General features: G+C 41.8%; 29 protein-coding genes. 10 read left to right on the top strand and 19 right to left on the bottom strand.

Annotated elements, in window-relative coordinates; genetic code table 11:
* Positions 1-167 precede the first annotated feature (167 nt).
* The 3 genes from AAV35_RS00715 to AAV35_RS00705 all read left to right on the top strand — a co-directional run bounded on the left by AAV35_RS00715 (position 168) and on the right by AAV35_RS00705 (position 1,704).
* Complete coding sequence (locus tag AAV35_RS00715) at positions 168-665, top strand: DUF1097 domain-containing protein (protein ID WP_008592109.1); 498 nt, start codon at positions 168-170, stop codon at positions 663-665.
* Between the two features lie 115 nt (positions 666-780).
* Positions 781-1,296 (top strand): DUF421 domain-containing protein, encoded by a 516-nt coding sequence (locus AAV35_RS00710; RefSeq protein WP_008592110.1) that lies wholly within the window; start codon positions 781-783, stop codon positions 1,294-1,296.
* Positions 1,297-1,353: 57 nt separating this feature from the next.
* Positions 1,354-1,704, top strand: coding sequence for a DUF2200 domain-containing protein (locus tag AAV35_RS00705; protein WP_008592111.1), 351 nt, complete (start codon positions 1,354-1,356; stop codon positions 1,702-1,704).
* 65 nt (positions 1,705-1,769) lie between these two features.
* On the opposite strand, the gene AAV35_RS00700 is transcribed toward AAV35_RS00705, so the two are convergent.
* The 7 genes from AAV35_RS00700 to AAV35_RS00670 form a co-directional block, all read right to left on the bottom strand.
* Positions 1,770-3,113 carry a DUF2254 domain-containing protein gene (locus AAV35_RS00700; RefSeq protein ID WP_008592112.1) on the bottom strand — a complete coding sequence of 448 codons (1,344 nt, stop codon included), beginning with the start codon at positions 3,111-3,113 and terminating at the stop codon, positions 1,770-1,772.
* A 134-nt stretch (positions 3,114-3,247) separates the two neighbouring features.
* On the bottom strand, positions 3,248-4,297 hold the full coding sequence (locus AAV35_RS00695; RefSeq protein ID WP_008592113.1) for a 2,3-butanediol dehydrogenase: 1,050 nt from the start codon (positions 4,295-4,297) through the stop codon (positions 3,248-3,250).
* Positions 4,298-4,478: 181 nt separating this feature from the next.
* A complete protein-coding gene (locus AAV35_RS00690; RefSeq protein ID WP_008592115.1) occupies positions 4,479-4,613 on the bottom strand; it encodes a YvrJ family protein in 135 nt (44 codons plus the stop codon).
* Positions 4,614-4,661: 48 nt separating this feature from the next.
* Positions 4,662-4,874 carry a DUF2922 domain-containing protein gene (locus AAV35_RS00685; protein ID WP_008592117.1) on the bottom strand — a complete coding sequence of 71 codons (213 nt, stop codon included), beginning with the start codon at positions 4,872-4,874 and terminating at the stop codon, positions 4,662-4,664.
* Between the two features lie 14 nt (positions 4,875-4,888).
* Positions 4,889-5,119, bottom strand: a complete 231-nt coding sequence (locus AAV35_RS00680; RefSeq protein ID WP_008592118.1) for a DUF1659 domain-containing protein — start codon at positions 5,117-5,119, stop codon at positions 4,889-4,891.
* Between the two features lie 115 nt (positions 5,120-5,234).
* Positions 5,235-5,468 carry a DUF1659 domain-containing protein gene (locus tag AAV35_RS00675; RefSeq protein ID WP_008592119.1) on the bottom strand — a complete coding sequence of 78 codons (234 nt, stop codon included), beginning with the start codon at positions 5,466-5,468 and terminating at the stop codon, positions 5,235-5,237.
* 56 nt (positions 5,469-5,524) lie between these two features.
* Positions 5,525-6,271 (bottom strand): SDR family NAD(P)-dependent oxidoreductase, encoded by a 747-nt coding sequence (locus AAV35_RS00670; protein ID WP_008592120.1) that lies wholly within the window; start codon positions 6,269-6,271, stop codon positions 5,525-5,527.
* 200 nt (positions 6,272-6,471) lie between these two features.
* Here AAV35_RS00670 and AAV35_RS00665 point away from each other — a divergent pair, with 200 nt between their 5' ends.
* Entirely contained in the window at positions 6,472-6,810 is a 339-nt protein-coding gene (locus AAV35_RS00665; RefSeq protein ID WP_008592121.1) for a PadR family transcriptional regulator, read from the top strand.
* 9 nt (positions 6,811-6,819) lie between these two features.
* Entirely contained in the window at positions 6,820-7,470 is a 651-nt protein-coding gene (locus AAV35_RS00660; RefSeq protein ID WP_008592122.1) for an HAAS signaling domain-containing protein, read from the top strand.
* 465 nt (positions 7,471-7,935) lie between these two features.
* Here AAV35_RS00660 and AAV35_RS00655 read toward each other — a convergent pair whose 3' ends face one another.
* Positions 7,936-8,355, bottom strand: a complete 420-nt coding sequence (locus tag AAV35_RS00655) for a YrvL family regulatory protein (protein WP_008592124.1) — start codon at positions 8,353-8,355, stop codon at positions 7,936-7,938.
* 377 nt (positions 8,356-8,732) lie between these two features.
* On the opposite strand from AAV35_RS00655, the gene AAV35_RS00650 reads away from it, so the two are divergent.
* From AAV35_RS00650 to AAV35_RS00640, 3 genes are all read left to right on the top strand, one after another.
* Positions 8,733-8,969: a hypothetical protein gene (locus AAV35_RS00650; RefSeq protein WP_008592126.1), complete on the top strand. Its 237-nt coding sequence runs from the start codon at positions 8,733-8,735 to the stop codon at positions 8,967-8,969.
* Positions 8,953-9,531 carry a DUF6036 family nucleotidyltransferase gene (locus tag AAV35_RS00645; protein WP_008592127.1) on the top strand — a complete coding sequence of 193 codons (579 nt, stop codon included), beginning with the start codon at positions 8,953-8,955 and terminating at the stop codon, positions 9,529-9,531. Before AAV35_RS00650 ends, AAV35_RS00645 begins: the two co-directional genes overlap by 17 nt.
* A gap of 186 nt (positions 9,532-9,717) precedes the next feature.
* On the top strand, positions 9,718-10,929 hold the full coding sequence (locus AAV35_RS00640; protein WP_008592128.1) for a cytochrome P450 family protein: 1,212 nt from the start codon (positions 9,718-9,720) through the stop codon (positions 10,927-10,929).
* 207 nt (positions 10,930-11,136) lie between these two features.
* Here the strand turns inward: AAV35_RS00640 and AAV35_RS00635 are convergent, their stop codons facing one another.
* The 8 genes from AAV35_RS00635 to AAV35_RS00595 all read right to left on the bottom strand — a co-directional run bounded on the left by AAV35_RS00635 (position 11,137) and on the right by AAV35_RS00595 (position 17,686).
* Positions 11,137-12,444 carry a lipopolysaccharide biosynthesis protein gene (locus AAV35_RS00635; RefSeq protein WP_008592129.1) on the bottom strand — a complete coding sequence of 436 codons (1,308 nt, stop codon included), beginning with the start codon at positions 12,442-12,444 and terminating at the stop codon, positions 11,137-11,139.
* A gap of 355 nt (positions 12,445-12,799) precedes the next feature.
* On the bottom strand, positions 12,800-13,582 hold the full coding sequence (locus AAV35_RS00630) for a hypothetical protein (protein ID WP_008592131.1): 783 nt from the start codon (positions 13,580-13,582) through the stop codon (positions 12,800-12,802).
* A 394-nt stretch (positions 13,583-13,976) separates the two neighbouring features.
* On the bottom strand, positions 13,977-14,183 hold the full coding sequence (locus AAV35_RS00625; RefSeq protein ID WP_008592134.1) for a hypothetical protein: 207 nt from the start codon (positions 14,181-14,183) through the stop codon (positions 13,977-13,979).
* A 69-nt stretch (positions 14,184-14,252) separates the two neighbouring features.
* Positions 14,253-14,813 (bottom strand): rhomboid family intramembrane serine protease, encoded by a 561-nt coding sequence (locus AAV35_RS00620; RefSeq protein ID WP_008592135.1) that lies wholly within the window; start codon positions 14,811-14,813, stop codon positions 14,253-14,255.
* 128 nt (positions 14,814-14,941) lie between these two features.
* Entirely contained in the window at positions 14,942-15,205 is a 264-nt protein-coding gene (locus tag AAV35_RS00615; RefSeq protein WP_008592137.1) for a hypothetical protein, read from the bottom strand.
* Between the two features lie 413 nt (positions 15,206-15,618).
* Positions 15,619-16,119, bottom strand: coding sequence for a DUF4825 domain-containing protein (locus AAV35_RS00605; protein ID WP_008592139.1), 501 nt, complete (start codon positions 16,117-16,119; stop codon positions 15,619-15,621).
* Positions 16,120-17,066: 947 nt separating this feature from the next.
* Entirely contained in the window at positions 17,067-17,339 is a 273-nt protein-coding gene (locus AAV35_RS00600; RefSeq protein ID WP_008592140.1) for a hypothetical protein, read from the bottom strand.
* 107 nt (positions 17,340-17,446) lie between these two features.
* Positions 17,447-17,686 (bottom strand): hypothetical protein, encoded by a 240-nt coding sequence (locus AAV35_RS00595; RefSeq protein WP_008592141.1) that lies wholly within the window; start codon positions 17,684-17,686, stop codon positions 17,447-17,449.
* 266 nt (positions 17,687-17,952) lie between these two features.
* On the opposite strand from AAV35_RS00595, the gene AAV35_RS00590 reads away from it, so the two are divergent.
* Positions 17,953-18,690, top strand: a complete 738-nt coding sequence (locus AAV35_RS00590; RefSeq protein WP_008592142.1) for an ABC transporter ATP-binding protein — start codon at positions 17,953-17,955, stop codon at positions 18,688-18,690.
* 302 nt (positions 18,691-18,992) lie between these two features.
* Here AAV35_RS00590 and AAV35_RS00585 read toward each other — a convergent pair whose 3' ends face one another.
* The 3 genes from AAV35_RS00585 to AAV35_RS00575 form a co-directional block, all read right to left on the bottom strand.
* Positions 18,993-19,301: a hypothetical protein gene (locus AAV35_RS00585; RefSeq protein WP_156330916.1), complete on the bottom strand. Its 309-nt coding sequence runs from the start codon at positions 19,299-19,301 to the stop codon at positions 18,993-18,995.
* 138 nt (positions 19,302-19,439) lie between these two features.
* Positions 19,440-19,739, bottom strand: a complete 300-nt coding sequence (locus tag AAV35_RS00580; RefSeq protein ID WP_008592145.1) for a type II toxin-antitoxin system RelE/ParE family toxin — start codon at positions 19,737-19,739, stop codon at positions 19,440-19,442.
* A 2-nt stretch (positions 19,740-19,741) separates the two neighbouring features.
* Positions 19,742-20,125, bottom strand: coding sequence for an AbrB/MazE/SpoVT family DNA-binding domain-containing protein (locus AAV35_RS00575; protein ID WP_008592158.1), 384 nt, complete (start codon positions 20,123-20,125; stop codon positions 19,742-19,744).
* A gap of 516 nt (positions 20,126-20,641) precedes the next feature.
* Here AAV35_RS00575 and AAV35_RS00570 point away from each other — a divergent pair.
* The gene (locus AAV35_RS00570; RefSeq protein WP_008591815.1) at positions 20,642-21,844 is read left to right on the top strand and encodes an IS110 family RNA-guided transposase; all 1,203 of its coding nucleotides are present in this window, start codon (positions 20,642-20,644) and stop codon (positions 21,842-21,844) included.
* Positions 21,845-22,044 lie beyond the last annotated feature (200 nt).

Raw genomic sequence — 22,044 nt, 5'->3', positions numbered from 1 at the left:
CGTCTGTTTTTTTCCTTTCATGGCAGGGGTCCGAGCGATATCATCCATTTATTTTTTCTTCGTGACGGAAGGTGTGATAATTAATGATTTACAACCGGAGGGAAGCGTTATATATTATAGTTTCGCATCAGTAAGTGAAGGCTTGGATAAAGAAGGAGATGAGAACTATGGCCACTGCACTGGCGACCGGCCTGCTGAGTGGAATTTGGACATATATCGCACCATTGTTCGGTATGCTTATCTGGGCAGGATTTGCCGGGTGCACGACGTTTTTCGCAGTAGGGACAGGAAGATGGCGGGCGCTTGCCACTGCTACCATCACGAATGTGACGGGAGTCGCCTGCGGCATGGTCATTCTCGTACTCGCCTCGGCTGCCGACTTTTCCGCCGGGATGGCAATACTGAGCGGTATCGTCACGACGATTATGGTGCTGCTCGGTTCCGTAAAACCTATGAACTACACACCCGGAATCTTCGTCGGAGCCTTCTCCGCTTTCGCTTCCGGCGGGGACTGGTTCGTCATAACGATTTCCCTGTTGTGCGGTGTCCTCCTCGGATTCTTCAGTGCGGAACTCGGTATGAAGTTTGCAGAGCTCTACCGGAAACTGGTTCCCGGCAAAGCTCTGGCCGGGGATGAAGAGAAGAAAGCGAAGGCTTTGCGATAACGGGAAAAATTAAAAAATCATGCAGTCTCTATCCGTCATGAAATATGCGGATTTTCTTCTTTTTAGACGGGAATGGAAAAATACGTGAGCATGACTTATCAAAAGGAGATGTACTATGTTCTTCGACAACTGGACCGAACTCTGGAATATACTATTAAAAGGAATCATCATCTACCCTTCCGTCATTCTTCTCCTCCGGCTTACGGGGAAACGGACCCCGTCGACGTTCAATATATTCGACTGGATCATCACGGTCGCTTTCGGTACGCTCGTGGGCTCGTTTTTAATAACGAAAGACATATCGCTTGCCGAAGGTTTTCTGGCACTCGGCCTGCTTAACCTGCTGCAGTTCCTCGTAACGTGGATAAGTGTGAGGTCAAAAACGTTCGCAAAGCTGGTCAAATCGCAGCCGGTCCTGCTTTTTTACGAAGGAGAATTTTATCCGGAAGCTTTGCGGAAAACACGTATCGCCGAAGTCGAGGTTCTGCAGGTGGCGCGGCAGAACGGGATCGGCTCGCTCGCCCTCGTGGAAGCCGTAGTGCTTGAGACGAACGGAGGCATCTCCATCATTAAAAAAGTGGATAATCAGCCGGCGGACGTACTGGAAAATGTGAAAGTTTTAAAGCGGTAGCACCCCGGTACACCGTGGTATGATAAGAATAAGAAAACGGTAAAAGGAGGCGAGAGGATGGCGAAGCACAAAATCTACACTATGAGTGTTGCGAAAGTGTATCCCCATTACATTACGAAAGCGGAGAAAAAGGGGCGCTCCGGGGAAGAAGTCGATGAAATCACCCGCTGGCTGACAGGGTACAGTCAGGAACAGCTCGACAAGCAGCTCGAACAGGGAACAGATTTCGAAACGTTCTTTGAGGCAGCCCCCGCTCTTAACCCTTCGAGGAAAATGATTACGGGCGTTATTTGCGGAGTACGTGTAGAGGATATCGAAGAACCAATTATGCAGGAGATCCGCTACCTGGACAAACTGGTGGATGAGCTGGCAAAAGGGAAAGCGATGAAAAAGATTTTGAGGAGTTAGTCATATCCACAGAAAAAGTCCTGAAGGCAATTCAGCCGTTCAGGACTTTTTAAACTTTATCTTTATTAGATGGCCGCGCGACCTCCTGTTACACGCTCGAGAGGTAATTCTTTCCCGCACTCGTCCGCCATTTTTTTGCACGTTTCATAGAAGCGGTCATAATCGATTTCGTGCATTTCATCAGTGTCGGTCGACTCGATGATATACTTCGCGAACTCCCACGTCTCTTCTTTAATATATCCGTGGTGAACGATCGCTATTTTATAGAGTCCTTCAAGCATTGCATCCATGACGGTGAGATCCTGCTTTCCGTACAGACGGATCTGATAGAAACCTTTGTACAGATAGTCGCGGAACTTCTTCGGTTCCATCATGAACCTGAGTTCGTCGTCCTGGTCTGCATAGTAACGTACCGGGCGATGGACGCTTGCAAGTTCTGCCATCAGAGATCCGATACGGTTAATGCAGTTCACGGCCGTATGAGGATCGTTTATTCCCGGGGAAATAGCGCGAACCGCGATTTCCACGAGCTTCTGTATGGAAAACTCAATGTCCTGGACGTCCGTCCGCTCGTTTCCGACCAGAACGTAGTCCGTGGCTGCTTCCACATCCGTCTCCTCTTCTGTCTCATTCTTTTCCCAGTAGTAAAACAGAGGTGCACCTTTTTGAATGTAGTCACCGGTACGGAAGACAGCCGCAAACAGCACGTCGTGATTTCTCGCGTATGTCAGGAGACTCTTGATTTCTATCCCCTGCAGGTAACCTGACTGTTTCGCTTTAATGACGTACGGCTCTTTATCCTCCCATTTGGCGATCTCCTGTTCGTCCCACTCTACAGCCTCTTTGTACTCTTTTTCCCGGAACGTATTCGCAATAAGAGCAGAAGCATCTCCGCGTATTTTACCGATCAGGCTGTTCACCTGAAGGAAACGGGAAGAGTGGTGAATGAACAGGATAAAGAATCCTAAACTTATAATTGCGACCAGAACAGTGAAGAACGGTCCGAGAAATTCTTTTTTACTGCTGCTTCCGAGCAGAAACAGGTTGATCAGTGTAAAGACGAACCCGAACGAGAAAACGCCGAGCACATGCTGGGTAATTCTGCTTTTCATAAAGTCCTGAAGTGTCCTCGGAGAAAATTGGGTGGTGTACGTCGTAAGCACGACCATAATAGTCGAGAAACTGATGGTCGTCATCGTCAGCATAGAAGTGATAAGTGACCCGTACATAGAGGAAGCTGTCGATTTACTCAGGAAAAAAGTGGCCGGAACGTTGTCGGTAATGACCGGCACGAGAAAAGTATCTATCGTGTTCGTAATCGTCACTACTACAAGCGCCAGCAGGCTGTAAACGGTAGGCAGGAACCAGAAGCTGTCCCGCATTTTCATCCAAAACTGCATTTTATTCATCATCAGAACTCCTTTTTTTGCATCTAACCTTTCATTATACACACTCTTCGCGGTTACACCTACCAATTCCGGCTGTACACAAAAAATCACAGAGCATCAGACGCCCTGTGATTTATAGAATTCAGATATTCTTATTATTTTTCTCCACTCAATTCTACAAGAATCTTCGCCTGAGATTTATCGTTGCTCAAAGCTTCGAATCCTTTGTCTACAATATCATCGAGTTTAATCTTATCCGTAATTATTCCGCGAGGGTTTAACTGTCCGGTTCCCATAAGATCAATAGTTCGCTGGAATGTGCTCGGCGAATAGGCGATAGTTGAGGTCAGTTTCACACCACTTCCAGTTAACTGCATCGGGTTCCACTCAATAGCCTTAGAAAAAATAGACACAATCACCATTGTTCCTCTTGCCTTCGTTACGCTTATGGCCTGATTGAAGGTAGGTTCTACTCCGGCTACTTCAAAAGCTGTGTCTACTCCGTCCGACTCCAGTTCATGAACTGCTTCTACGGGATCTTTCTCTCCGGAATTGATAACGTCTGTCGCCCCGACCTCTGCCGCTTTCTGAAGACGCTTTTCAGAAAGGTCCAGAGCAATAATCCTTGTAGCTCCGGCAGCCTTCGCAGCCAGAATCGTAGCAAGACCTATAGGTCCGACTCCAAACACAGCAACCGTATCACCGAACGACATATCTGCTTCTTTTATTGCCTGTACAGCTACTGCGGTTGGTTCTACGAGTGCGCCATCCTGCAAGGTCATGGACTCCGGTAAAAGATAAGCATTTTCTTCCGGAACGTTGGCATACTTCGTAAATCCTCCATCACCGTGGAGGCCTATAAAACTGAACCCATCATAGATATCCACGTCTTCCGGTTTATCGCCGTGAGTCAACGTAGGATTTATTGCTACACGGTCCCCTTTTTTAACATTCTTTACATTCGCACCAACTTCCTCAACGACCCCGGCAAACTCGTGGCCCATGGTAAGAGGTGCCTGTTCTCCTGTAAGCTCATCTTTCTCTTCATTCGGTACGAAGACAGGACCTTCTTCATATTCATGAAGGTCACTTCCACAAATACCTGCCCAGCCGACCCGGACTTTCACTTCATCATCTTTAAGAGGTTTCTCTTCCCGCTCTTCTACACGCAAGTCTTTTTTTCCATACCATACTGCTGCTTTCATGGGTGATACTCCTCCTTTGAGAATAGTGAATGTCGGGAATAATCCCGATATATATACAGTCTTCCCGCTAAGAACCATTATAATCTAAAAATTTAGATGATTATATGTGAAAAACCCGCCTTTCCTCCACGTCGTATAAACGCGAGGGAAAAGAGGCGGGTTTTACTATTGAATAGTTCAATCAGGCTTTATCTCCCGGCAGCTGATGGATCGTTTCGATAAGTACGTCCAGTTTTCCTTCGATGCGGTGCAGCAGGTAAAATGTGACCGCGATCGGAAAACCGACGTCCGTCAGAAACTGTACCCCCATGTCCATAATGGTCCCTCCTACAGGAAAAGCCGCCTGTACGGCGGCTTCCCAGTGTTAGATTTGAATATCGTTGACGTTACGTTCTACAATGCGGGCCTGTTTCTTGGAAACGAGACCGCCGCCGGAGGACAAGAAACAGTCCTGGGCGATGATTTCGTCCATCGCAGCGTTGATAGCGACGGGATCCGCCGGCTCTGCCGGGGCGTCCAGAGAAACGGTTACGACTTTCTCTTCTTCATTAAGAAACTTCAATTCTAATTTCTTCATTTTCTACTTCCTCCTTAGTCCTGGATATGGACGATCGATGATTCATCGTCTCTTGTTACTTCGTAAAGCGGATACTGTTGCAGTGATTCGAGTTTTTCGGCAACGGCGTAAAGTGCTTCGGCCGTAGCTTCTGTGCGGACATTACGGAACGATTTCGTCTTGTAGACCGGCTGGCCGAGTTCGTCCACTCCTGTTTCAAAATCCAGTTTCAATGTCGAGTTGATTCGTTGTGTCATAAGAGCCATCAGCGTTTCCCTCCTTTCACACCTATAATCGAAACGCTGCTGCATCCGGTGTCAGTTCTGGTGAAATTATTTCACTGAATGAAAAAAAGCCGCCCTCGCAGGACGACTTTTCCTTTTACTGCTGTTCTGTTTTTTTAAGAAGTGCTTCATCTCCTCTCGTCACTTTGACGATGGAGTACTGCTGTAAATCTTTCAGCTTAAGCACTACTTCGTAAAGCGACTGCGTCGTGGCATCCGTACGGACGTTCCGGAAAGACTTCGTTTTATACGTCGTCTTCCCTTCCACGTCTCTTCCTGTACGGAACTGGATATTCAACGCTGAACCGGTGCGAGTTGTGATAACCGCCATATTCGACCCCTCCCTCCCCTTTATAATCGAAAGAGAGGGGATCTCCGGTGTCAGCGTTACCTGTCTGCAGTACCGAGTGTCATACCTCCGTCAACAGTGATCTCCGCTCCCGTACAGTAGGAACTGTCATCCGACGCCAGATAGGCGACGGCACGTGCAATTTCAGGAGGCTGACCGATCCGCCCGAGCGGTACTGTCTCGTAGAACGCAGGAACGCCTTTTCCTTCTGTAGCCATTTCCGTTTCCACGCCTCCGGGGTGGATCATATTTATCCGTATCCCCTTTGGTCCCTGTTCGATAGCGGCCGCTTTCGACATGGCAACGACCGCCGCCTTCGTAGCTGCATAAGCAGAAGACTGACTGATAGGAGCGAATGCCGAAATCGATACGTTATTTACAATCGATCCTTTTCTCTGCTTTTCCATCTGCGGAATCACCGCCTGCATCCCCATAAACACGCCGAGCTGGTTCACCTGGATCATCTGCTCGTATTCTTCCACAGTGAGCTCTTCCAGCGGTTTGCGTATCAGCAGTCCTGCGTTATTGACGAGGGCGTCGATCCGTTCGTATTTATCCACTATGTAATCGACGGCGTCTCTCCAGTCTTCCTGCTTCGTAACATCGAGCCGGACAGGAAAAGCCCGTCCTGCACCGATTTCCTGAGCTTTCTTTTCTGCTTCTTTATAATCTCTTGCGCCGACGCCTACTATGGCGCCAAGGTCGGCAAGATGAGCGGCAATCGCCAGCCCCTGCCCCCGGTTTCCTCCTGTGACGAGTACGACGTTGTCCGTTAAATCCGGCATCAGGATCCCTCCTTTTTAATTAGTAACCATTATATCATCGACGCGGTTGGATACGAGATTTCTTATAATAATGGAAACGAGGGGAGATAAAACGTGATTTGATAAAGAAATCTACTGCATCTATATACTCACCTTAACGACCTCATAACCACCCACTATATATCATTGAAATATAGTGAAATTCATTGTAGAATCGAATTATGGATGAAAATGACAAATGGGTTATTCAATTAAGAAAAGGTGTATTTGAAGTCGCTGTGCTAGCTTTGATCAGTAAACGTCCGATGTATGGGTATCAAATTATCAGAGAGTTAAAAAGAACATCCGTTTTTGAAATTCCAAATGGATCTATCTACCCTATTCTAAGGAGAATCACAAATAACAAGTGGGCGGACGTTTATTGGGAAGACTCTGAAGATGGGCCGAAGAGAAAATATTATCGTATTACAAGAGAAGGGAGCGAAGTACTAGACTATCGATTTCGTAGTCAAAAGTCTGTGTATGAAGCACTGGTCAGCTTATTAGAGGAAGGAGAATAATTACGAGCTATGAACAAAGACGTGTTTTTTTCAAGCAGTACAGTAAAAAACTTTCTAAACAAATTGAGCTACTATCTCAAGAGCCTGCCTAATGACGACCGTTATCGACATATCGAGGAAATAAAATCCGAACTGTATGAATATGCTCTTGAATTGGACGCTTCAAAAAGTGTAAATGATAGAGAAATACCTGAGGACGTCGTAAATAATTTCGCTCCTCCTAAAGTCATTGCAGACGAAATAACAGAAGAGTATAAAGACGAGCTTGGTTATTATCACAAGTCGAATAATAATTTAATTAAATACTACACAGTGTTTTCGATAGCTACTTTGGGAGGTCTCTCTCTTCCGATATTGTTCGGAGAGATGAATATTTCCTCTTCCCTTCCATTGATTCTTTTTTTTCTGGGCAGCAATATATGGTTTGTTTCGAACAGAAAAATATTATGGAATCATCACTTACTGCACTACTTCCAGAAAATGATTCGTTTTTGTGCTTCTGCACTGGTAGCTCTCCCACTTGCTTTTTTCGCTATTCGAATAATAATAACCAGCAAGATTGAGCTGTTTACTCTAAATTACTTAATAGCATATTTGACAGTAACAGGCTGTTATTTGTTTTTTCTGGCGATGATGTATAGGAGGAATAAACAAGATTAAGGCTTACATGCTTCATTTAGTTATTATTGAAAAGGAGAATATCTTATTGAAGAAGATAAGCACTTATTAAAAATTTTTCTTTAACAGGGCATTCCTAACGAGTGGTACTTCGGTTATTGTTTTCTATACGAAGATACCTTCGTATGGAAGTAAGTTCCAGCACTAAACTGACTCATTATCACGCATAGTCAATAAGTGATAGAACCGGTTGTTAATTTGATTTTGATATGTTCTTTAGAATACTTCCAGTAATAAGAATGTAACTAAAACAATAAACATTATTCGGCTCCCTCATACTCTAGTAGTGTTTATATTATCCCTTCTGGCAAAGATACCCATAATTATCATGTGAATTATTCCAGCTATGAAAGAGGCTGTTGTTGTTTTTATAAGCATTTTTCACCTTCTTATCTTCGGAATGGTTTATACGAAAATGAATAAACAGGGAGGGAATCTTATTTCAGCCTATTTCTTCTTTTCATTTATTTCTTCCGCCCCCACTACCATCTCAAAAAGCGTTAACATCAGGGAAATGACCAACCTTGTCCCAAGTGCCAGTTCCACACTGCTCATGAACACATCCACTATGTAAATAGCGATCCAGTTTGTTGCAAAACCAAAAAGAAATCGCACGACAAACACCGATGTCTTTCCCCTTACCTTTTCAACAGATAAATCAGCCATAGCCCCTGAAACCAGGTCAATTGGCAACCCCAGAATAAATATACTTATTACAAAAAGGAGTAAAGACCAGCTCGATTGATACTGGACACCAAGTATTTCAAACAAGCCCACTATTCCAAGGAAGTACATTCCTATGATCATTCCAACTATTACTAAGGCAAATAGTGTTGGTCCAATGATATTTTTTGTTTTTTTCTCCATAAAATGAATCTTCTCCTTACTATGCCAATAGCAATTTATTCCCGGAATGTTCTTTTACTGCTTCTCCTAAAAAGTCATACGGTTTTTCTGCTGCTTACTTCGACTAAAAACGGATAAAATATAGTGAAAACGACCAGCAAGACAGGAAATAAACTCAATAAAACCGCTCCTAGAATATCAAAAAAGGTTTGAATGAATATACGTTTTGACATACAGACCGGAAACCACTTAATTATTCACAAAACGGCGGGCTCCCTTCAATCAATAAGAAACGCCGATATACTCAAGTGAACAAAAGGCTCACAACTTCTAAATAACTGAAAAGTATTGTATCATAAAGGAAAAGAAACTTATCGAGGAAAGGGGTGTTGAGATTAATGCGGACTATTACTTTGGAACGGATTAATGAAAATATCTTAAAACATTCTAAAAGTGCTGACGCTGCAATACGTACTTCTTCCACCTCAAAAAGAAAAAAGAAATCCCGTACCCGTGCCCCCGGTGAAGTCCAGGCACTGAACGAAATATCTGTGGCTCGTTGGCAGAAGGCTGTAAGAGCCGGTAAAATCTCCAGACTCGGAGACAGGAAGTTATATTATGACTACAGTGAATGACCTTAAAAGAGCCCTTAAATCTTTAGAGAATAAACCCAAATTTGAACGTCAATTAGAATTTGCAGCACTTCTCACTGATTATTTTAAAAAAAAAGGTATAAAACCTATAGTCGTAGGTGGATTATCTGTTGAAATTTATACAAGAAATGATTATCATACCCATGATATAGATTTTGTAAGTGATGGGTGGCATTTGTTTGATCATCTTCTTACTCAAAATCTGGGTTTCACTCGAACAGAAAGAGCATGGTATCATTTGGATACAGAAATTGCAGTGGAAATTCCTTCAAATTATCTTGAAGGAAATGAAGACCGGGTTTATGAAATCATTCTCCCTGATGGTAAGAATATCTATGTAATAGGAGTAGAGGATATTATTATTCATCGGCTCGAAGGAGTAGCCTTCTCTGTACAATTTCCTGAAGAGGACGAAGATTATGAATGGGCTTATAGAATGTTCCTGATTCATAAAGAGGATATGGATATAGACTATCTAATTGAACAAGCAAAACAGAAAAATATATACTACCTTATAGAAAAGTGGTGGCAGGAAACGAACTGACAGATAAAGGTCTGGTTAGTTCGTTTTTTATTTTGTCTCCTATTGCAAATTTTATTTAATTCAAGCCCCTTTCTTTTACAATCACCCCGTCATCAACTATTATTTGCAGTATCTTCCCCAGGAATGGATGTTCCTGTATTTTTTCAAACAATTATGAGAACGCTTTCTACAAAGGAGACAATCACGATGACGAATCATTCCAACTCTCAGGAAGCCGATTTATTTACCCACGCTTTCAATCAGAATCCATACCCCGCTTTCCATTCTCTCCAGCAGCACGCTCCCGTGCACCGGACCTTGATGCCGGACGGGCATTATGCCTGGATTGTAACGAGGTATGAAGATGTTGTAACAGTTCTGAAAGATCAGCGCTTTATTAAGGATTTCACCGTTTTTCTGGATGAAGAAAGTCGTGCCCAGGCGCATCAGAGTATTTTCTCCCGGAATATGCTATTTGCCGATCCGCCGGACCATAAACGTCTGCGCGGCCTCGTGCAGCAGGCCTTTACTCCGCGAATGATTGAAGAGCTCCGTGGCAGAATTACAGAAATCGCGAACGAGCTTATCGACGATATGCAGGACCGTTCCCAGATCGATCTGATCGATGATTTCGCTTTTCCGCTCCCTATTATCGTTATTTGTGAAATGCTCGGCGTACCGAGTGAGGACAGGGATAAATTCCGTACCTGGTCCAACACCCTCGTGGAAGCATCCAACGATCCGGAGAAAGCTGAAAAAGTGCAGCAGCATATGCAGGAATTCACCGCTTATCTTCAGGAGTGGATGACATCCAGACAGGAAAACCCTCAGGACGACATGATTAGTAAGCTCATTCAGGCAGAGGAATCCGGGGATCGCCTCTCCGAACAGGAGCTGTACGGCGTGGTGTCGCTGTTAATTATCGCCGGGCACGAAACGACGGTGAACCTTATCTCGAACGGTATGTACGCCCTAATGACTCACCCTGAACAGATGCGCAAGCTTCAGGAACAGCCTGGTCTTCTGCGCCCGGCTATCGAAGAAATGCTCCGTTTCGAAGGACCGGTCGAATTCAGTACCGACCGCTGGGCTTCTGAAACAGTCGAACTCCAGGGGCAGACGATCCACAGAGGGGAGCACGTACTCGTAGCTCTTGATGCAGCCAACCGTGACCCGGAAGCATTTGAAGACCCGGACGTCTTCGATATCACACGCGGCCGGAGCAAGCACCTCGCTTTCGGGAAAGGCATGCACTTCTGCCTCGGAGCTCCGCTTGCCAGAGTGGAAGCCGAAGTCTCCCTGCAGGCACTGCTGGAACGTTTCCCTGACCTGCAGCTGAGTACAGACGCCTCCAATCTCGAGTGGCGTCCCGGCATACTCATGCGCGGACTTACGGAACTTCCCGTCCGTCTGAAGTAAGTCATATAGACAGTACGTGTATATAGAAGAAAAAAAGGCTGTCGGCTAAATCGCCGGCAGCCCTTCAATTCCTTGCCCGTCCCCGCAAGCCTGTTTTTTATAGCCGGATAAATTTCACTTTCTTTGGAACCTTCCAGCTATCTCTATAAATTCCGCACCTTTTCTCCTATTATTCTGCCTCATATTCTTTAGTAGTCATGCTCCTCCTCATACCATCTCCTTCTGCCGTGCATCAAATCTACGGGTTCGTTTCCAGGTAATAAATACGAGACGGATGTTCATGAATGCTCCACTTATACAGAACCATGCTACAGCTGTAAGGTCGTCTCCGAATATCCGGTATCCTGCAAACATCGCAGATATCCGGACAATCAGCGAACAGATGGTGAATCCAAGATGAAACCCTTGCGCCGACAAAACGGGAAGCGTACTGACACTTGGCGCCCGCAGAAACCTGGTCCAGCCCCAGACCGCGATCCATACAGCATATTCCCCCGCCATCGACCAGCCTTCCCCGAAAACAAGTTCGAATAGCCAGGGGCCGATCAGGATGACAAGGCCAAAAGGTAAGAGCCCGATTCCTCCCATCATCGCTGTCGCCTTCAGCAGTATCGGGGTGATTTTTTCAAAATTATTTGCTCCTCGTGAGATCCTGGGATAAAGAACGTCCGATATAGCTTTCCCGATCAGGTTGGTCGGCATATCCAGGGCCATTCTTCCTATAGCATAATAGCCTGCTGCGACTGGAGAAAAGAAGCTGCTTAACATGAGGACAGGAAACCCTTGCGAAAATCCGTTCAGCAGCAGTTGAGGACTCCGGAATACCGGAAAATCATAGTATCTTTTCGCCAGTTTCTGCATCTTTTGTACATTAATCTCTGTTAAAAAACTTATCACCTTGACCGGTTTAAAGTATCCCGCCCCTACCATCATGATAAAAGAACGTAAGGCCTGGTTCATCGAAGTGAATAGTATAAGTATTGCAGCCAGAGGATTAAATAGACCAGCTCCCACCATACCCGTCTGTATGATAGCCGTCTGTCCCAGGGTGGCACGAGCGGTAATTTTGAACTGATCATTACGGATGAGCCATTGTTCTATAATCTGAAGACACCCGGTAAAAAAAATGACTAGAGGGAGACAGTAAAGAAAGGAAGCGACCTCCTCCAAATTGAAGGCGGACACTACCATGTCATTGAATAGCATCAGAAAAACCGCTGTAATCATCGTTACCAGTAAAGTAATGTAAAAAGAAAGACGCATCAGATCCATAGCTGTCTCTTTCGATTTGGGTAAAACGACAGCTACCGGATATGTCAGAGCAGCTACCGGAGTTATAATGGCAATAATTGAAGAATATACACCGAACATCCCAAAAGCTTCCGGACCATAGATTCTCGTAAGAAACTGTGAACTGACAACCATGATCACTTGTGCAGAAGCGGTGCCGGAAGCCACTATAGCTACATTTCTTACGAACGATTTCCGTGAGATTCTGATTAATATATTTTCCATATGCATCCCCTATCGACGAACTTTTTATAAATAATCTTTTGTTCTTTTTAAAGAACAATAAAGGTTAAAAAAATACACTTCTTTTTATTCATTATTGAGAATAAAACAATAAGTGTTTCAGTTACTGAACCTCCCCTTCTAATCATGCTCGTTGAAGTTAAGGGTAATGATTTTGATTTCTTACTAGAATTATACAACAGTACGTTGCAAAAACCCAGATTTCGTTTTAAATAATGTTATTTTTTATCTTATTAAGAACAGACTGACTCCCTTCACCGGAGTGGAGCTTTCCCTCCAGCGCAGTCTGTCGCGTTGCAGGAAGCGATTTTCAGTTTAATTGTACGAAATCGGTCTATTACGTGAAGCCGATCTGATTCTTATTCGCTTTAATCCTTATCATCAGGTAAATAATTGTTCTGTATATTAAATAATACATAGCCAGAATAGAATAAACGCTGTTCAAATCGATGACAAAAGCCACTATAACCAGAGAAAGATAATATAGAACCCTGAACTGATTTATTTCCTTGCACAAATGTTGTAACCATTTAAGATGAAATTTCTTCCTTGAACCTTTTTCAATGAACCTCAGGATACCGATAGTAATAGTGAAAATCATTATAACGGAAAATAGATCAGATACGAACAATACAGGAACGGCGGAATACCTCAGAATACTTAAAACCATAAATGTAATAAGAGCTGTTCTCCCTCTGACTCTATTATGGATTCTGTATGTCAAATCAATCAGTAACAGGAAAGAACCGAGAATGAGCACCTGGTATCCCATCAACCAGATCGCAACGAGAGAAACTAAAGCAATAATATACTTTGATAAAACGACTCGTTTCAGATTTTCATCAAGAATGCTGTATGATTCTTTGTCTAACCTGAGGGTCGGGTTCTTCTCGAATTTCGTAGTTACTATGTCATTTTTTAAATAGCCGATTTCATATATACTGAACAATGCGACAAAGCCTAAGATAACAGCCACAAGGTCAATATTCCTATCAAAATAATATATAACGAAAAGAACCGGTATGAAGAATGTAGTAATATAAGATATTCTGTTCATCGTATCCTTCAATCTGGTATACACAGTGTAGTAGAACGGTATCAATACTTTCCATTCAATCATAACCCCACCTCATCCTTTGTAGTGTGATGACCATACCCTTTATCGATTCGGAAGCCGGTGTTCTTGTCCTCGCTCCCTATCGATGCTTTCAATTCTTCGGATATCTTATTGATGATGGAACATAGCATTATGATTAACTACAATAAATTATACACCAGTACAACATTAAAAGAAACGTACATTCTTTAAAAAGAATGATTTACTCCAAAAAAAGCGATGCCTGACGTATGGACATCGCTTCAGAAACGCTTATTTTTCCAAAAAAAGTGTTGTTTTTACCATAGGCGAACTTACAACAGTTACAGATATACAGAGATAACCTTAGTTAAATCTTTTTCCAAGACCCCCCCCCATATTCAGGAACATTGCTTATTCAACGACTACGCCCAATTACTTAAGATGTATACTTTTCATCATATCTATCTTTCTTAGTATGGAAAATGCCAGCTATACCGGCTATCAAATTCAAAACCCCTAATACAACAAAGTAAACGGGAACCAAGATATCGAAAACAAATCCGATGATCATAGCTAAACCAAGTATTAAAAAACCTGAGTGAAAAATAGTATCGAATTTTTTATAAGCATTACCTTGTTGCATTTTAAGTCCCCTCTATTCACTTAATGCTCTTGATGCGCCGATTATTATACTTTGTTAACGAGTTTTGCTTTAAATTATAATTTTAAAGAGTAAAAGTAGTAACGTGATAATCGAACCAAAACCGAAACCCGGAATATGTACGATAAATGCGCCCATTCCATAAAGATTCCCTAAAATTAAATAAGCAAATGTGTAATTTACAGGCCAATCCCCAAATTCCAAATTAAGAAATGATGGATCGTATAGGTGTAAGATAATTACGCAAGCTATGAGCGCATATATTCCTGGAGAGGCTCCTGTTCCATTCGAATAGTTTGAGAAGGTAGAGTAAGCAGTATATGTTGCTATATTTCCGATTAAATAAATCGCTAAAAAGCTCCAACTTCCAATGTTATCTTCAAGGATAACTCCGACAAAATATATGGCGTAAGCATTCCCTAACAAATGTAATATGTTTTGGTGAAAAAATGACCCTGTAAGTAGTCGGTACCATTCTCTCTCCTGCATATTATTAAAACTCTTCCCGCCAGCCCACTCTAGAAGCGTATTTTTGAATATTAATTTATCTAATATAAAAAATGACACGTATAGGGTAATAAGTATTATGTAAACATTCGGAATACTTTTCACGAAATTGTACCACCCCTTTAAAGTTTAATTCTTCTTTTATGGAGTGCGGAACGATTTCTATAGATAAGGTTGATCGTTTTCTAACTCTGTTTTACAACAATCACACCCGATTGAAGAATAGATAAGGCTCAACCGAGATAAGTAATTTCGCCTTCTTTTTCTTTTGCTCTAATGGTGATTTTTGCAGTTAGTTGTTCAGGTGGTTGTCCATAATCACCCTTTACCTCTTCAAAGATGGTTGATACGTAATTTTCAAGTTCCCCCAATGTTATTTCTTTTGATAAAACCTTATTTCTCGCAACTTCGTATCCCTTAAATGAATCATTATAATCATCTGTTTTTTCTTCTCCATAAGCTTTTATTTCGAATTCGACTTTAATATCATTAAACACTTTTTTCGCTCCTTTTTAATCTTTATCAAAAATACATCCTACAAGGATGCACTGTTAAATTAACGCACCCGATTGCTTAACTATCCTATTTTTATTATTATCTTTTTGTTTTTATAAATATGACACTTATCCCCGCAAATAAAGAGATATCTATGCCCATCCAGCTAGGTAATGCTATTATATCAAACGTTTTCATAAACGCTCAGGTTTCACTTCAAACCTATAGGTGGAAATATAGGAATAGCAATCTACAAGAGAACAAAATGCTTGTTCCATTTCTTCTGCTTAGTAAACAGTTCCTTTGTTTTATCTGTTTTTTTCCTAATAAAAAAGAGGCTACCTTCATGAAAACCCCTAAGCCTTGAAGCAAATGGTATTATTCAGCAATCGCGCCCGTTAGTTGAACAAAAATTCTATCGTGTAAAAAGCTGGTTCACTTTACTTTCATCTTTCAACTGTTCTTGTACTAAGGCTTTCAACTCCTTCTCATTAGAAAATCCACTTAAATCTTTACTATAAAAATCCTGCAATTTCGATTTAGTAATTTTATATTTATTGTCTTCGAAATCAAATGTAACCCATTCCGCATTATTAATTAACGCAAATAGGCAGGTAGCATTATTAATGGCTGTTTCTTTGTACTCTTTTTCTATCTCTGCTACATCAATATTTCCATACTTTAAAGTCATTCCATAAGGCTTTTCTTTTGTATCAAGTGAAACTTCTTGAAATTCTTCATTGTGTTTTAATTGCCTGATAATACTGGCTACTGCACTGTTATCACCAATCATAGATTCCTTGTATTGAAATATATCTTCACTGCTATTAACGTTTTCGTCACCAATAGAACCACATCCATTTAGGAAAAGTAATATTAGCATTGAAAAAAATAGATACCTTGTTATTTTTGGCATTTTCATTCCCCCTTTACACAAAAACTTTTCTGTTTTAGCTTAAAATTATTATTACTAACTTCACCAATCTTTCTCGCATTATAAAACGTAATGGTTTGTTTATTGCATTATCATAATCCAGCTAGATAATGCTATTATATCGAACGTTTTTATAAATAATCGCACTTTGTTCCAAAGCCATGGGTAGAAATATAAGAATAACAATCTTCGAGGTTTCTTTTTCTATACCTCCATACAGTTTAATATTGTGCGAATGTTCTTGGAGCATAGGCTGCCAGGGTAGATCTGAAATCACCTAGTCATTTGCAGCAGGCGCTCGTTTGTGAATAACTGGTCTTTCTGTCGAGGACGTGATTGAAGTACAATCCTATTCAGCCTTGCTATGCTTTTTAATTGCCCCACTAAATAATATAGCAAGTCCTGCATAGTTCATAATCACACCTGAAATAATCAAAGAAGCATTTATACCTCCCAAAAATAAACCTATAAGCAAAAGACATAAACTTATTAAAAAGAGTAAGGAACTAACCTTTATGTATAACATTTAAATTGCCCCTTTCTTGCAATTTAGTCCTATTGCGAAACCAATGTATACACTTAGTACATTGTGTTTAACTGTTCGAACTTTAATATAGGAGTGTAACCGCTCCTCTACTATAATCACGTATAGACCACAAGCGTTAGAGCGAATTTCTGCTTTAGTCTCAAGATGGTAACTATTTGTTGTTTTTACCAAATGGAGGTTTTGTGCAAAAGATCCTAGTCATCTACTTCTTTGTTCGTTAAGCCATTAGTAACTCAATGTCGCAATAACTCAAACTGATGCCGGTTTAATGTATATCCAAAATCATTGAGTCATTGGTTGAAAAGGGATTGTCACTTGTTTACGAATGACCATCTTCCAACTCTGCTTTGTAACAAACGCGCCCCTCTGTGTAATTGTATTATTAGGATGTATTCCAAAATAAAGAAATAATTCCGAAAAACAATAAATAAATGACCGCAATTATCGGAAAAACGAAAAGTGGTACCCTTCCGAACTTGTCCTTTCTGCTGAACAAGGATAAAACAAAAGAAAGTGCCAGGAAGATAAAACCGAGTGGCATTGTTATGCCGTCGTCAATAAACGAATCACCTGTAAAAATATAGACACCAAGAAAAACAAGCCCAACAATCAGAATAAAAAAAGAAAGCATTCCCACACTACGTTTACTTGGCAAGACAGTTGCCTCCCATATTTTCAATCTCAACATAAATTATGTAACAAAATGGCTCGTTTTGTTGTATTATCACAATTCGGCTAGATAATGCCATTGTATCAAACGTTTTATAAACGATCGGACTTTACTTCAAAGCCACAGGCAGAAATATAAGAATAACAATCTTCAAGAGAAGAAAATGCTTGTTCCGTTTCTTCTGCTATAACTTCATACAGACCATGAACATTACAGTGAATTTCTGTTTGGTCATCAAGACGGTAACGATCCCCTGTTTGTAACGATTGGAGGCTTTGGTATAAAGGGTCCTGGTCGACGTTCAGAAAATCATAAATATTACTTTGATTCATTTTATCTCTCCTTTTTACATCGTAAATAAAAGAAAAGGGAATAACACTTCTCACGCTACATTTACTGTTCTTAGAGAATGAATGTCTATGACTTCTTCTAAACCGCGTAAACGACTGTCTTTGTTATCTTCTAGTAAACTACTGGTTTCCCTGCCAAATCATTGCAGAACGGAAAAGAGTTTTAAAAATTCCAGAAAAGGAAAACCCAAAATAATGCACACAACAAAACACAACGATTGGTGACGGGAAAAAGGAGTGGACTATCGATGCCGAAACAACGGATATGTGCTATCGCCTATCTGATAGCTTTTGGTCTTATGATTTTTTTGAACTACTGGAGCGCCACGAATGTCGGTATCGTAGCCGACAATAACCAGGCGATTATCCAGCCCGCAGGGTTCGCCTTTTCTATATGGGGGCTGATTTACGTCCTGCTTTTTATCTGGATTATCAAACGGTTTTTTGATAACACGTGGGAAGGATCATTAGCGTCGCGCTTAACCTTCTGGCCGATTCTCAATTTTCTCTTGAACGGGCTCTGGATCGTCGTATTTACCCAGCAGTGGCTGATTGCATCGACCCTGGTGATTGCGGGCCTTCTCGCTACCCTTGTCCTCATGCATACATTAATCACGAAGGCTGACTATAACTGGTTCGACCGGTTGCCGTTCTCCATTTATTTCGCCTGGGTGACCGTTGCGACGATCGTCAACGTGTTCGCGGTGACAGCCAGCATGAAGGTAGAGACCATCCTAGGTTTCGGCGAGCTGGACTGGACGCTTATCATGCTTGCGGCGGCAACCCTCATCGGGAGTATCGTCGCCTTCCGCTATAGCGACTGGCTCTATCCGCTCGTCATTCTTTGGCCGTTCTACGGTATTTATGTAGTCAATGACAGTGCATATAGCAGTTTGAATATAACGCTGCTGATCACCAGTATCGTGCTGGTAGTTGTGGCCATCATTACGGTTGTTAAGAAGTTTCGGGACAAACAAAAGGCATAGGAGCATCTGTGGGGATGCAAATAGAAAAATACCAAGCGTCGGGATTTAAGAAAACCCGCACTTGGTATTTTTTAATCAAATGTATGTTATTTTCACTGTAATCTGCCGGTATTTAATAAGGGGCTACCGTTACAACAACCTCACCCTTTCAACTCGTTAAGCCTTTTTCCTTCTTTTTTTAAGGCTTTCATAAATAACCGATAGGCAAATTCTTCAAAGGTGGATGCCCCTTTTATTAAATCGTGTTCCAGCACTAGCTGAGTCATTTCAATAATTTTACCATCATTGTTGTTGGTGACCAGTTATTTGACCGAAAGCAATGAACGGAAAGAAGTTCCATAATATATTTTTTGATAAATACAAATCAGTCGCTTGTGCCGAATAAAGAAATCCTGGACGTCAGCGTCGTCCTCGTAGGTGTAGGGGATGAGAGAGTAGATATAAGTAGTCGGGGCTTCTTCGAGAGAGGCAACGTCGCGAACGGTGATATATCGATCACCGTCAGGCTGCAGCGTACAGGCCATAATATGAAACTGACCTTTTCTTTTCCGTTCTCTCATGACTTGGGCTGCTTCGTTCTTTAGAAATTGTTCTGCTTGTTTCTCTTCCATTTCATCGCTCCTTCTTCCTGTACGTTCTCTTTCTTTATTCGGCACCTATCGAGCGTTTCCTTTATTTTTCTGTTGTATCTAAAAAGACGGAAGACGATGCTTTCGCCTTCCGTCGATGAATGTTATGTATGCGATTCACTATAAGTATCGTTTCAGTTCCTTGTAAAATTGTTCTCGTGTACCGGCGTGGAGAATGATGACGGTGTTTCCTTCCTCGTCTTCTTCAATGGTGTATGCCAGTTCGTACCCTGTTTTGTTATGGCGGATATCATACCCGTAGACCCCTGCGAGGTCCCCCGTTTTCGGTTCGCCCGCGTGATAGGGGTCTAAGCGTATGGTCTCGATCGCATCTTCATACTTACCTTTGAGCTGTTTGTCTTTGATTTTCTTGAAGAACTTTTTGGCCGGGTTTTGGACTCTCAGTTTCACTTTTTCCATGACTATTCGTCCTCGTCAAACAGATCCGACACAGAATCTACGTCTTCGGCGTTTTCCTGAGCGTCTTTGATCCATGCTTCGACCGCAGGGCGTATGTTGTTCTTCCGACGGTTGAATTCCTGGAGCAGTTCATCCCCTCCGTACCCTTCATCGATCAGGTCTTTCAAAATAAACTCAGAGAAGTCGTCATTGTTTTCTCGCACCGGAGTGATCACGATTTTATTCCCCTCCAACTCGATATTGGCTTCGGTATCCATTTCAAGATAATCGTAGTATTCTTTCGGGACGGTAATTTGGCGTTTGTTGGATATAGCTATACGGCGCGACTTTTTCCTAGGTCCTTGAGCCATATCTCCACTCCTTCTTACAGTTTTCTCTATAGCCATCAGTATGCCTCTCCTTCTTCCACATATTCCTAGAAACCAAAAAATCATTTCTTTGTTTCTAGGATTCCTTGTTATAATTATAATACTACTGTATAGGATACGCAAGTTTCCCTCAGCTAGGAACGGCGGATCCAGGGGTAACTTCAGGAAAACAGGTGTCTATAGGAAATTGAATCAAGGCATAGAAAAATCGGTTCCTTTCATTCTATAGGAACCGATTCTCAAATTAACCCTATTCGATTAAAGCCCCCTCGTATATTATTATTAACCAGATTATTTCTGGTTTTAAATCCATCATACCTTTTCCGAAGGTATAATGGGGTTAAATCAGATTGAGGTTGTCGCTCTGCCCCCTTGAAGCATTGTCTTCGTGCTATAGACTGACACCTCTTTCTTTATAGAACTATTCGTATGAGCTGGATGGTACATCGTTGCCGTATATCTAACGAGGTTGAGTATCTATAAAGGTAAGAGGTCTCCTTTGATCTGATTAATATTATGTGGGTGGGATCGTTGATGATTTATCTTGGTATTGATATTGGAAAACGTCATCATGAAGCTGGATTAATCAATGAAAGTGGGAACCCTATTGGGAAAACCATTCGGTTTGCTAATTCCAAAAAGGGTAGTGAAAAGCTTCTGACTTTCTTAAACCAACACCAGGTGACACCTGAGAATTGTGCTTGTGGAATGGAAGCCACGGGTCACTATTGGTTATCTCTCTTTTCTTTCCTTTATCAACTTGGATACAAAGTGACGTCTTTCAATCCTATGCAATCAGACGCCCTACGAAATTTTTATATTCGCAAAACCAAAACAGATATTAAAGATGCGTACTTAATTGCTCAAGTAATTCGCATCGACTCTCCAGAAGCGACTCCATTCGTTCAAGAGGATCTCCTTCAACTTAGACACCTCGAGAGGCTGCGTTATGCATTGGTAGACCAAAGCTCAGACGTTAAGCGTAAAATCATTGCTTTACTAGATCAGGTTTTCCCTGAGTATGAACAAGTATTTTCTGATGTATTTGGGCTATCTTCCACTGAAATTCTTTTAAACTATACACTACCCGAAGACCTTTTAGACATTGATACAGAAAAACTTGCCGATGTCCTTTACCGTGTCAGTAAGGGACGATACGGGATTACAAGAGCTCGTTGGAAAGCTGAACAATTGAAAGAAAGTGCCCAAAATACCTTCGGTATTTCCATAGGTACAGAGGCGTTTAAAATGCAGATTCATCTTCTCCTGGAACAAATAGCTCTTTTTGAAAAACAATTGAGTCAAATAGAGAAGGAATTAAAGGAACTCTCAGACCGTCAAAATCATTATTTAACAACCATAACAGGCGTAAATGATGTCACAGCGGCAGTCATTTTAGGTGAAGTTGGTTCCATTGATCGCTTCGAACACCCAAAACAATTAGTTGCCTTTGCCGGCCTGGATGCTTCCGTACACCAATCCGGTGAATTTAATAGATCTAAAACGAAGCTTTCCAAAAGAGGGTCTCCTTACCTTAGGCGTGCAATATGGCAAGCAGCATTCGTGGCTAGTTTTAAGGATCCTGCCCTATCCCTTTATTATCAAAAGTTACGCGAACGCGGGAAGGCTCACGGTACTGCGGTAGGTGCCGTAGCACGTAAATTGACACACATTATTTTTGCCATTTTAAGAGATCAGACGCCCTATGTCCCTCGCCCTCAAACCAATGGAGATTAACGAATTTTGTCGTTTTAATAATTTTATAAGTGAGGTTTATTTGGCATGCCAAATTTCATTTCAATGAGTTCACAAGAAACATCTATTTAGTTACTTGACATTTTATAGCTGGTCTATTGTGTAAGACTTGAAATCAAGATAATTTATTACATAAAAGCACCTGCCCCTATTAATTATTGCATTTACTCCAAAGGGACAGG

The sequence above is a fragment of the Salimicrobium jeotgali genome (assembly GCF_001685435.2).
GTDB classification, from domain to species: domain Bacteria; phylum Bacillota; class Bacilli; order Bacillales; family Halobacillaceae; genus Salimicrobium; species Salimicrobium album.
This window is presented reverse-complemented; position numbering and strand designations above follow the sequence as displayed.

What these genes read in the sequence shown, in the direction of transcription:
- AAV35_RS00705 (WP_008592111.1), top strand. Translation starts at nt 1,354, where the DNA reads ATGGCGAAGCACAAAATCTACACTATGAGTGTTGCGAAAGTGTATCCC.
- AAV35_RS00605 (WP_008592139.1), bottom strand. Translation starts at nt 16,119, where the DNA reads ATGCCAAAAATAACAAGGTATCTATTTTTTTCAATGCTAATATTACTT.
- AAV35_RS00630 (WP_008592131.1), bottom strand. Translation starts at nt 13,582, where the DNA reads ATGATTGAATGGAAAGTATTGATACCGTTCTACTACACTGTGTATACC.
- AAV35_RS00710 (WP_008592110.1), top strand. Translation starts at nt 781, where the DNA reads ATGTTCTTCGACAACTGGACCGAACTCTGGAATATACTATTAAAAGGA.
- AAV35_RS00665 (WP_008592121.1), top strand. Translation starts at nt 6,472, where the DNA reads ATGGATGAAAATGACAAATGGGTTATTCAATTAAGAAAAGGTGTATTT.
- AAV35_RS00700 (WP_008592112.1), bottom strand. Translation starts at nt 3,113, where the DNA reads ATGAATAAAATGCAGTTTTGGATGAAAATGCGGGACAGCTTCTGGTTC.
- AAV35_RS00715 (WP_008592109.1), top strand. Translation starts at nt 168, where the DNA reads ATGGCCACTGCACTGGCGACCGGCCTGCTGAGTGGAATTTGGACATAT.
- AAV35_RS00660 (WP_008592122.1), top strand. Translation starts at nt 6,820, where the DNA reads ATGAACAAAGACGTGTTTTTTTCAAGCAGTACAGTAAAAAACTTTCTA.
- AAV35_RS00645 (WP_008592127.1), top strand. Translation starts at nt 8,953, where the DNA reads ATGACTACAGTGAATGACCTTAAAAGAGCCCTTAAATCTTTAGAGAAT.
- AAV35_RS00695 (WP_008592113.1), bottom strand. Translation starts at nt 4,297, where the DNA reads ATGAAAGCAGCAGTATGGTATGGAAAAAAAGACTTGCGTGTAGAAGAG.
- AAV35_RS00570 (WP_008591815.1), top strand. Translation starts at nt 20,642, where the DNA reads ATGATTTATCTTGGTATTGATATTGGAAAACGTCATCATGAAGCTGGA.
- AAV35_RS00675 (WP_008592119.1), bottom strand. Translation starts at nt 5,468, where the DNA reads ATGGCGGTTATCACAACTCGCACCGGTTCAGCGTTGAATATCCAGTTC.
- AAV35_RS00680 (WP_008592118.1), bottom strand. Translation starts at nt 5,119, where the DNA reads ATGGCTCTTATGACACAACGAATCAACTCGACATTGAAACTGGATTTT.
- AAV35_RS00575 (WP_008592158.1), bottom strand. Translation starts at nt 20,125, where the DNA reads ATGGCTATAGAGAAAACTGTAAGAAGGAGTGGAGATATGGCTCAAGGA.
- AAV35_RS00690 (WP_008592115.1), bottom strand. Translation starts at nt 4,613, where the DNA reads ATGGACATGGGGGTACAGTTTCTGACGGACGTCGGTTTTCCGATCGCG.
- AAV35_RS00685 (WP_008592117.1), bottom strand. Translation starts at nt 4,874, where the DNA reads ATGAAGAAATTAGAATTGAAGTTTCTTAATGAAGAAGAGAAAGTCGTA.
- AAV35_RS00625 (WP_008592134.1), bottom strand. Translation starts at nt 14,183, where the DNA reads ATGCAACAAGGTAATGCTTATAAAAAATTCGATACTATTTTTCACTCA.
- AAV35_RS00635 (WP_008592129.1), bottom strand. Translation starts at nt 12,444, where the DNA reads ATGGAAAATATATTAATCAGAATCTCACGGAAATCGTTCGTAAGAAAT.
- AAV35_RS00640 (WP_008592128.1), top strand. Translation starts at nt 9,718, where the DNA reads ATGACGAATCATTCCAACTCTCAGGAAGCCGATTTATTTACCCACGCT.
- AAV35_RS00590 (WP_008592142.1), top strand. Translation starts at nt 17,953, where the DNA reads ATGCCGAAACAACGGATATGTGCTATCGCCTATCTGATAGCTTTTGGT.
- AAV35_RS00580 (WP_008592145.1), bottom strand. Translation starts at nt 19,739, where the DNA reads ATGGAAAAAGTGAAACTGAGAGTCCAAAACCCGGCCAAAAAGTTCTTC.
- AAV35_RS00650 (WP_008592126.1), top strand. Translation starts at nt 8,733, where the DNA reads ATGCGGACTATTACTTTGGAACGGATTAATGAAAATATCTTAAAACAT.
- AAV35_RS00655 (WP_008592124.1), bottom strand. Translation starts at nt 8,355, where the DNA reads ATGGAGAAAAAAACAAAAAATATCATTGGACCAACACTATTTGCCTTA.
- AAV35_RS00670 (WP_008592120.1), bottom strand. Translation starts at nt 6,271, where the DNA reads ATGCCGGATTTAACGGACAACGTCGTACTCGTCACAGGAGGAAACCGG.
- AAV35_RS00595 (WP_008592141.1), bottom strand. Translation starts at nt 17,686, where the DNA reads ATGAATCAAAGTAATATTTATGATTTTCTGAACGTCGACCAGGACCCT.
- AAV35_RS00585 (WP_156330916.1), bottom strand. Translation starts at nt 19,301, where the DNA reads ATGGAAGAGAAACAAGCAGAACAATTTCTAAAGAACGAAGCAGCCCAA.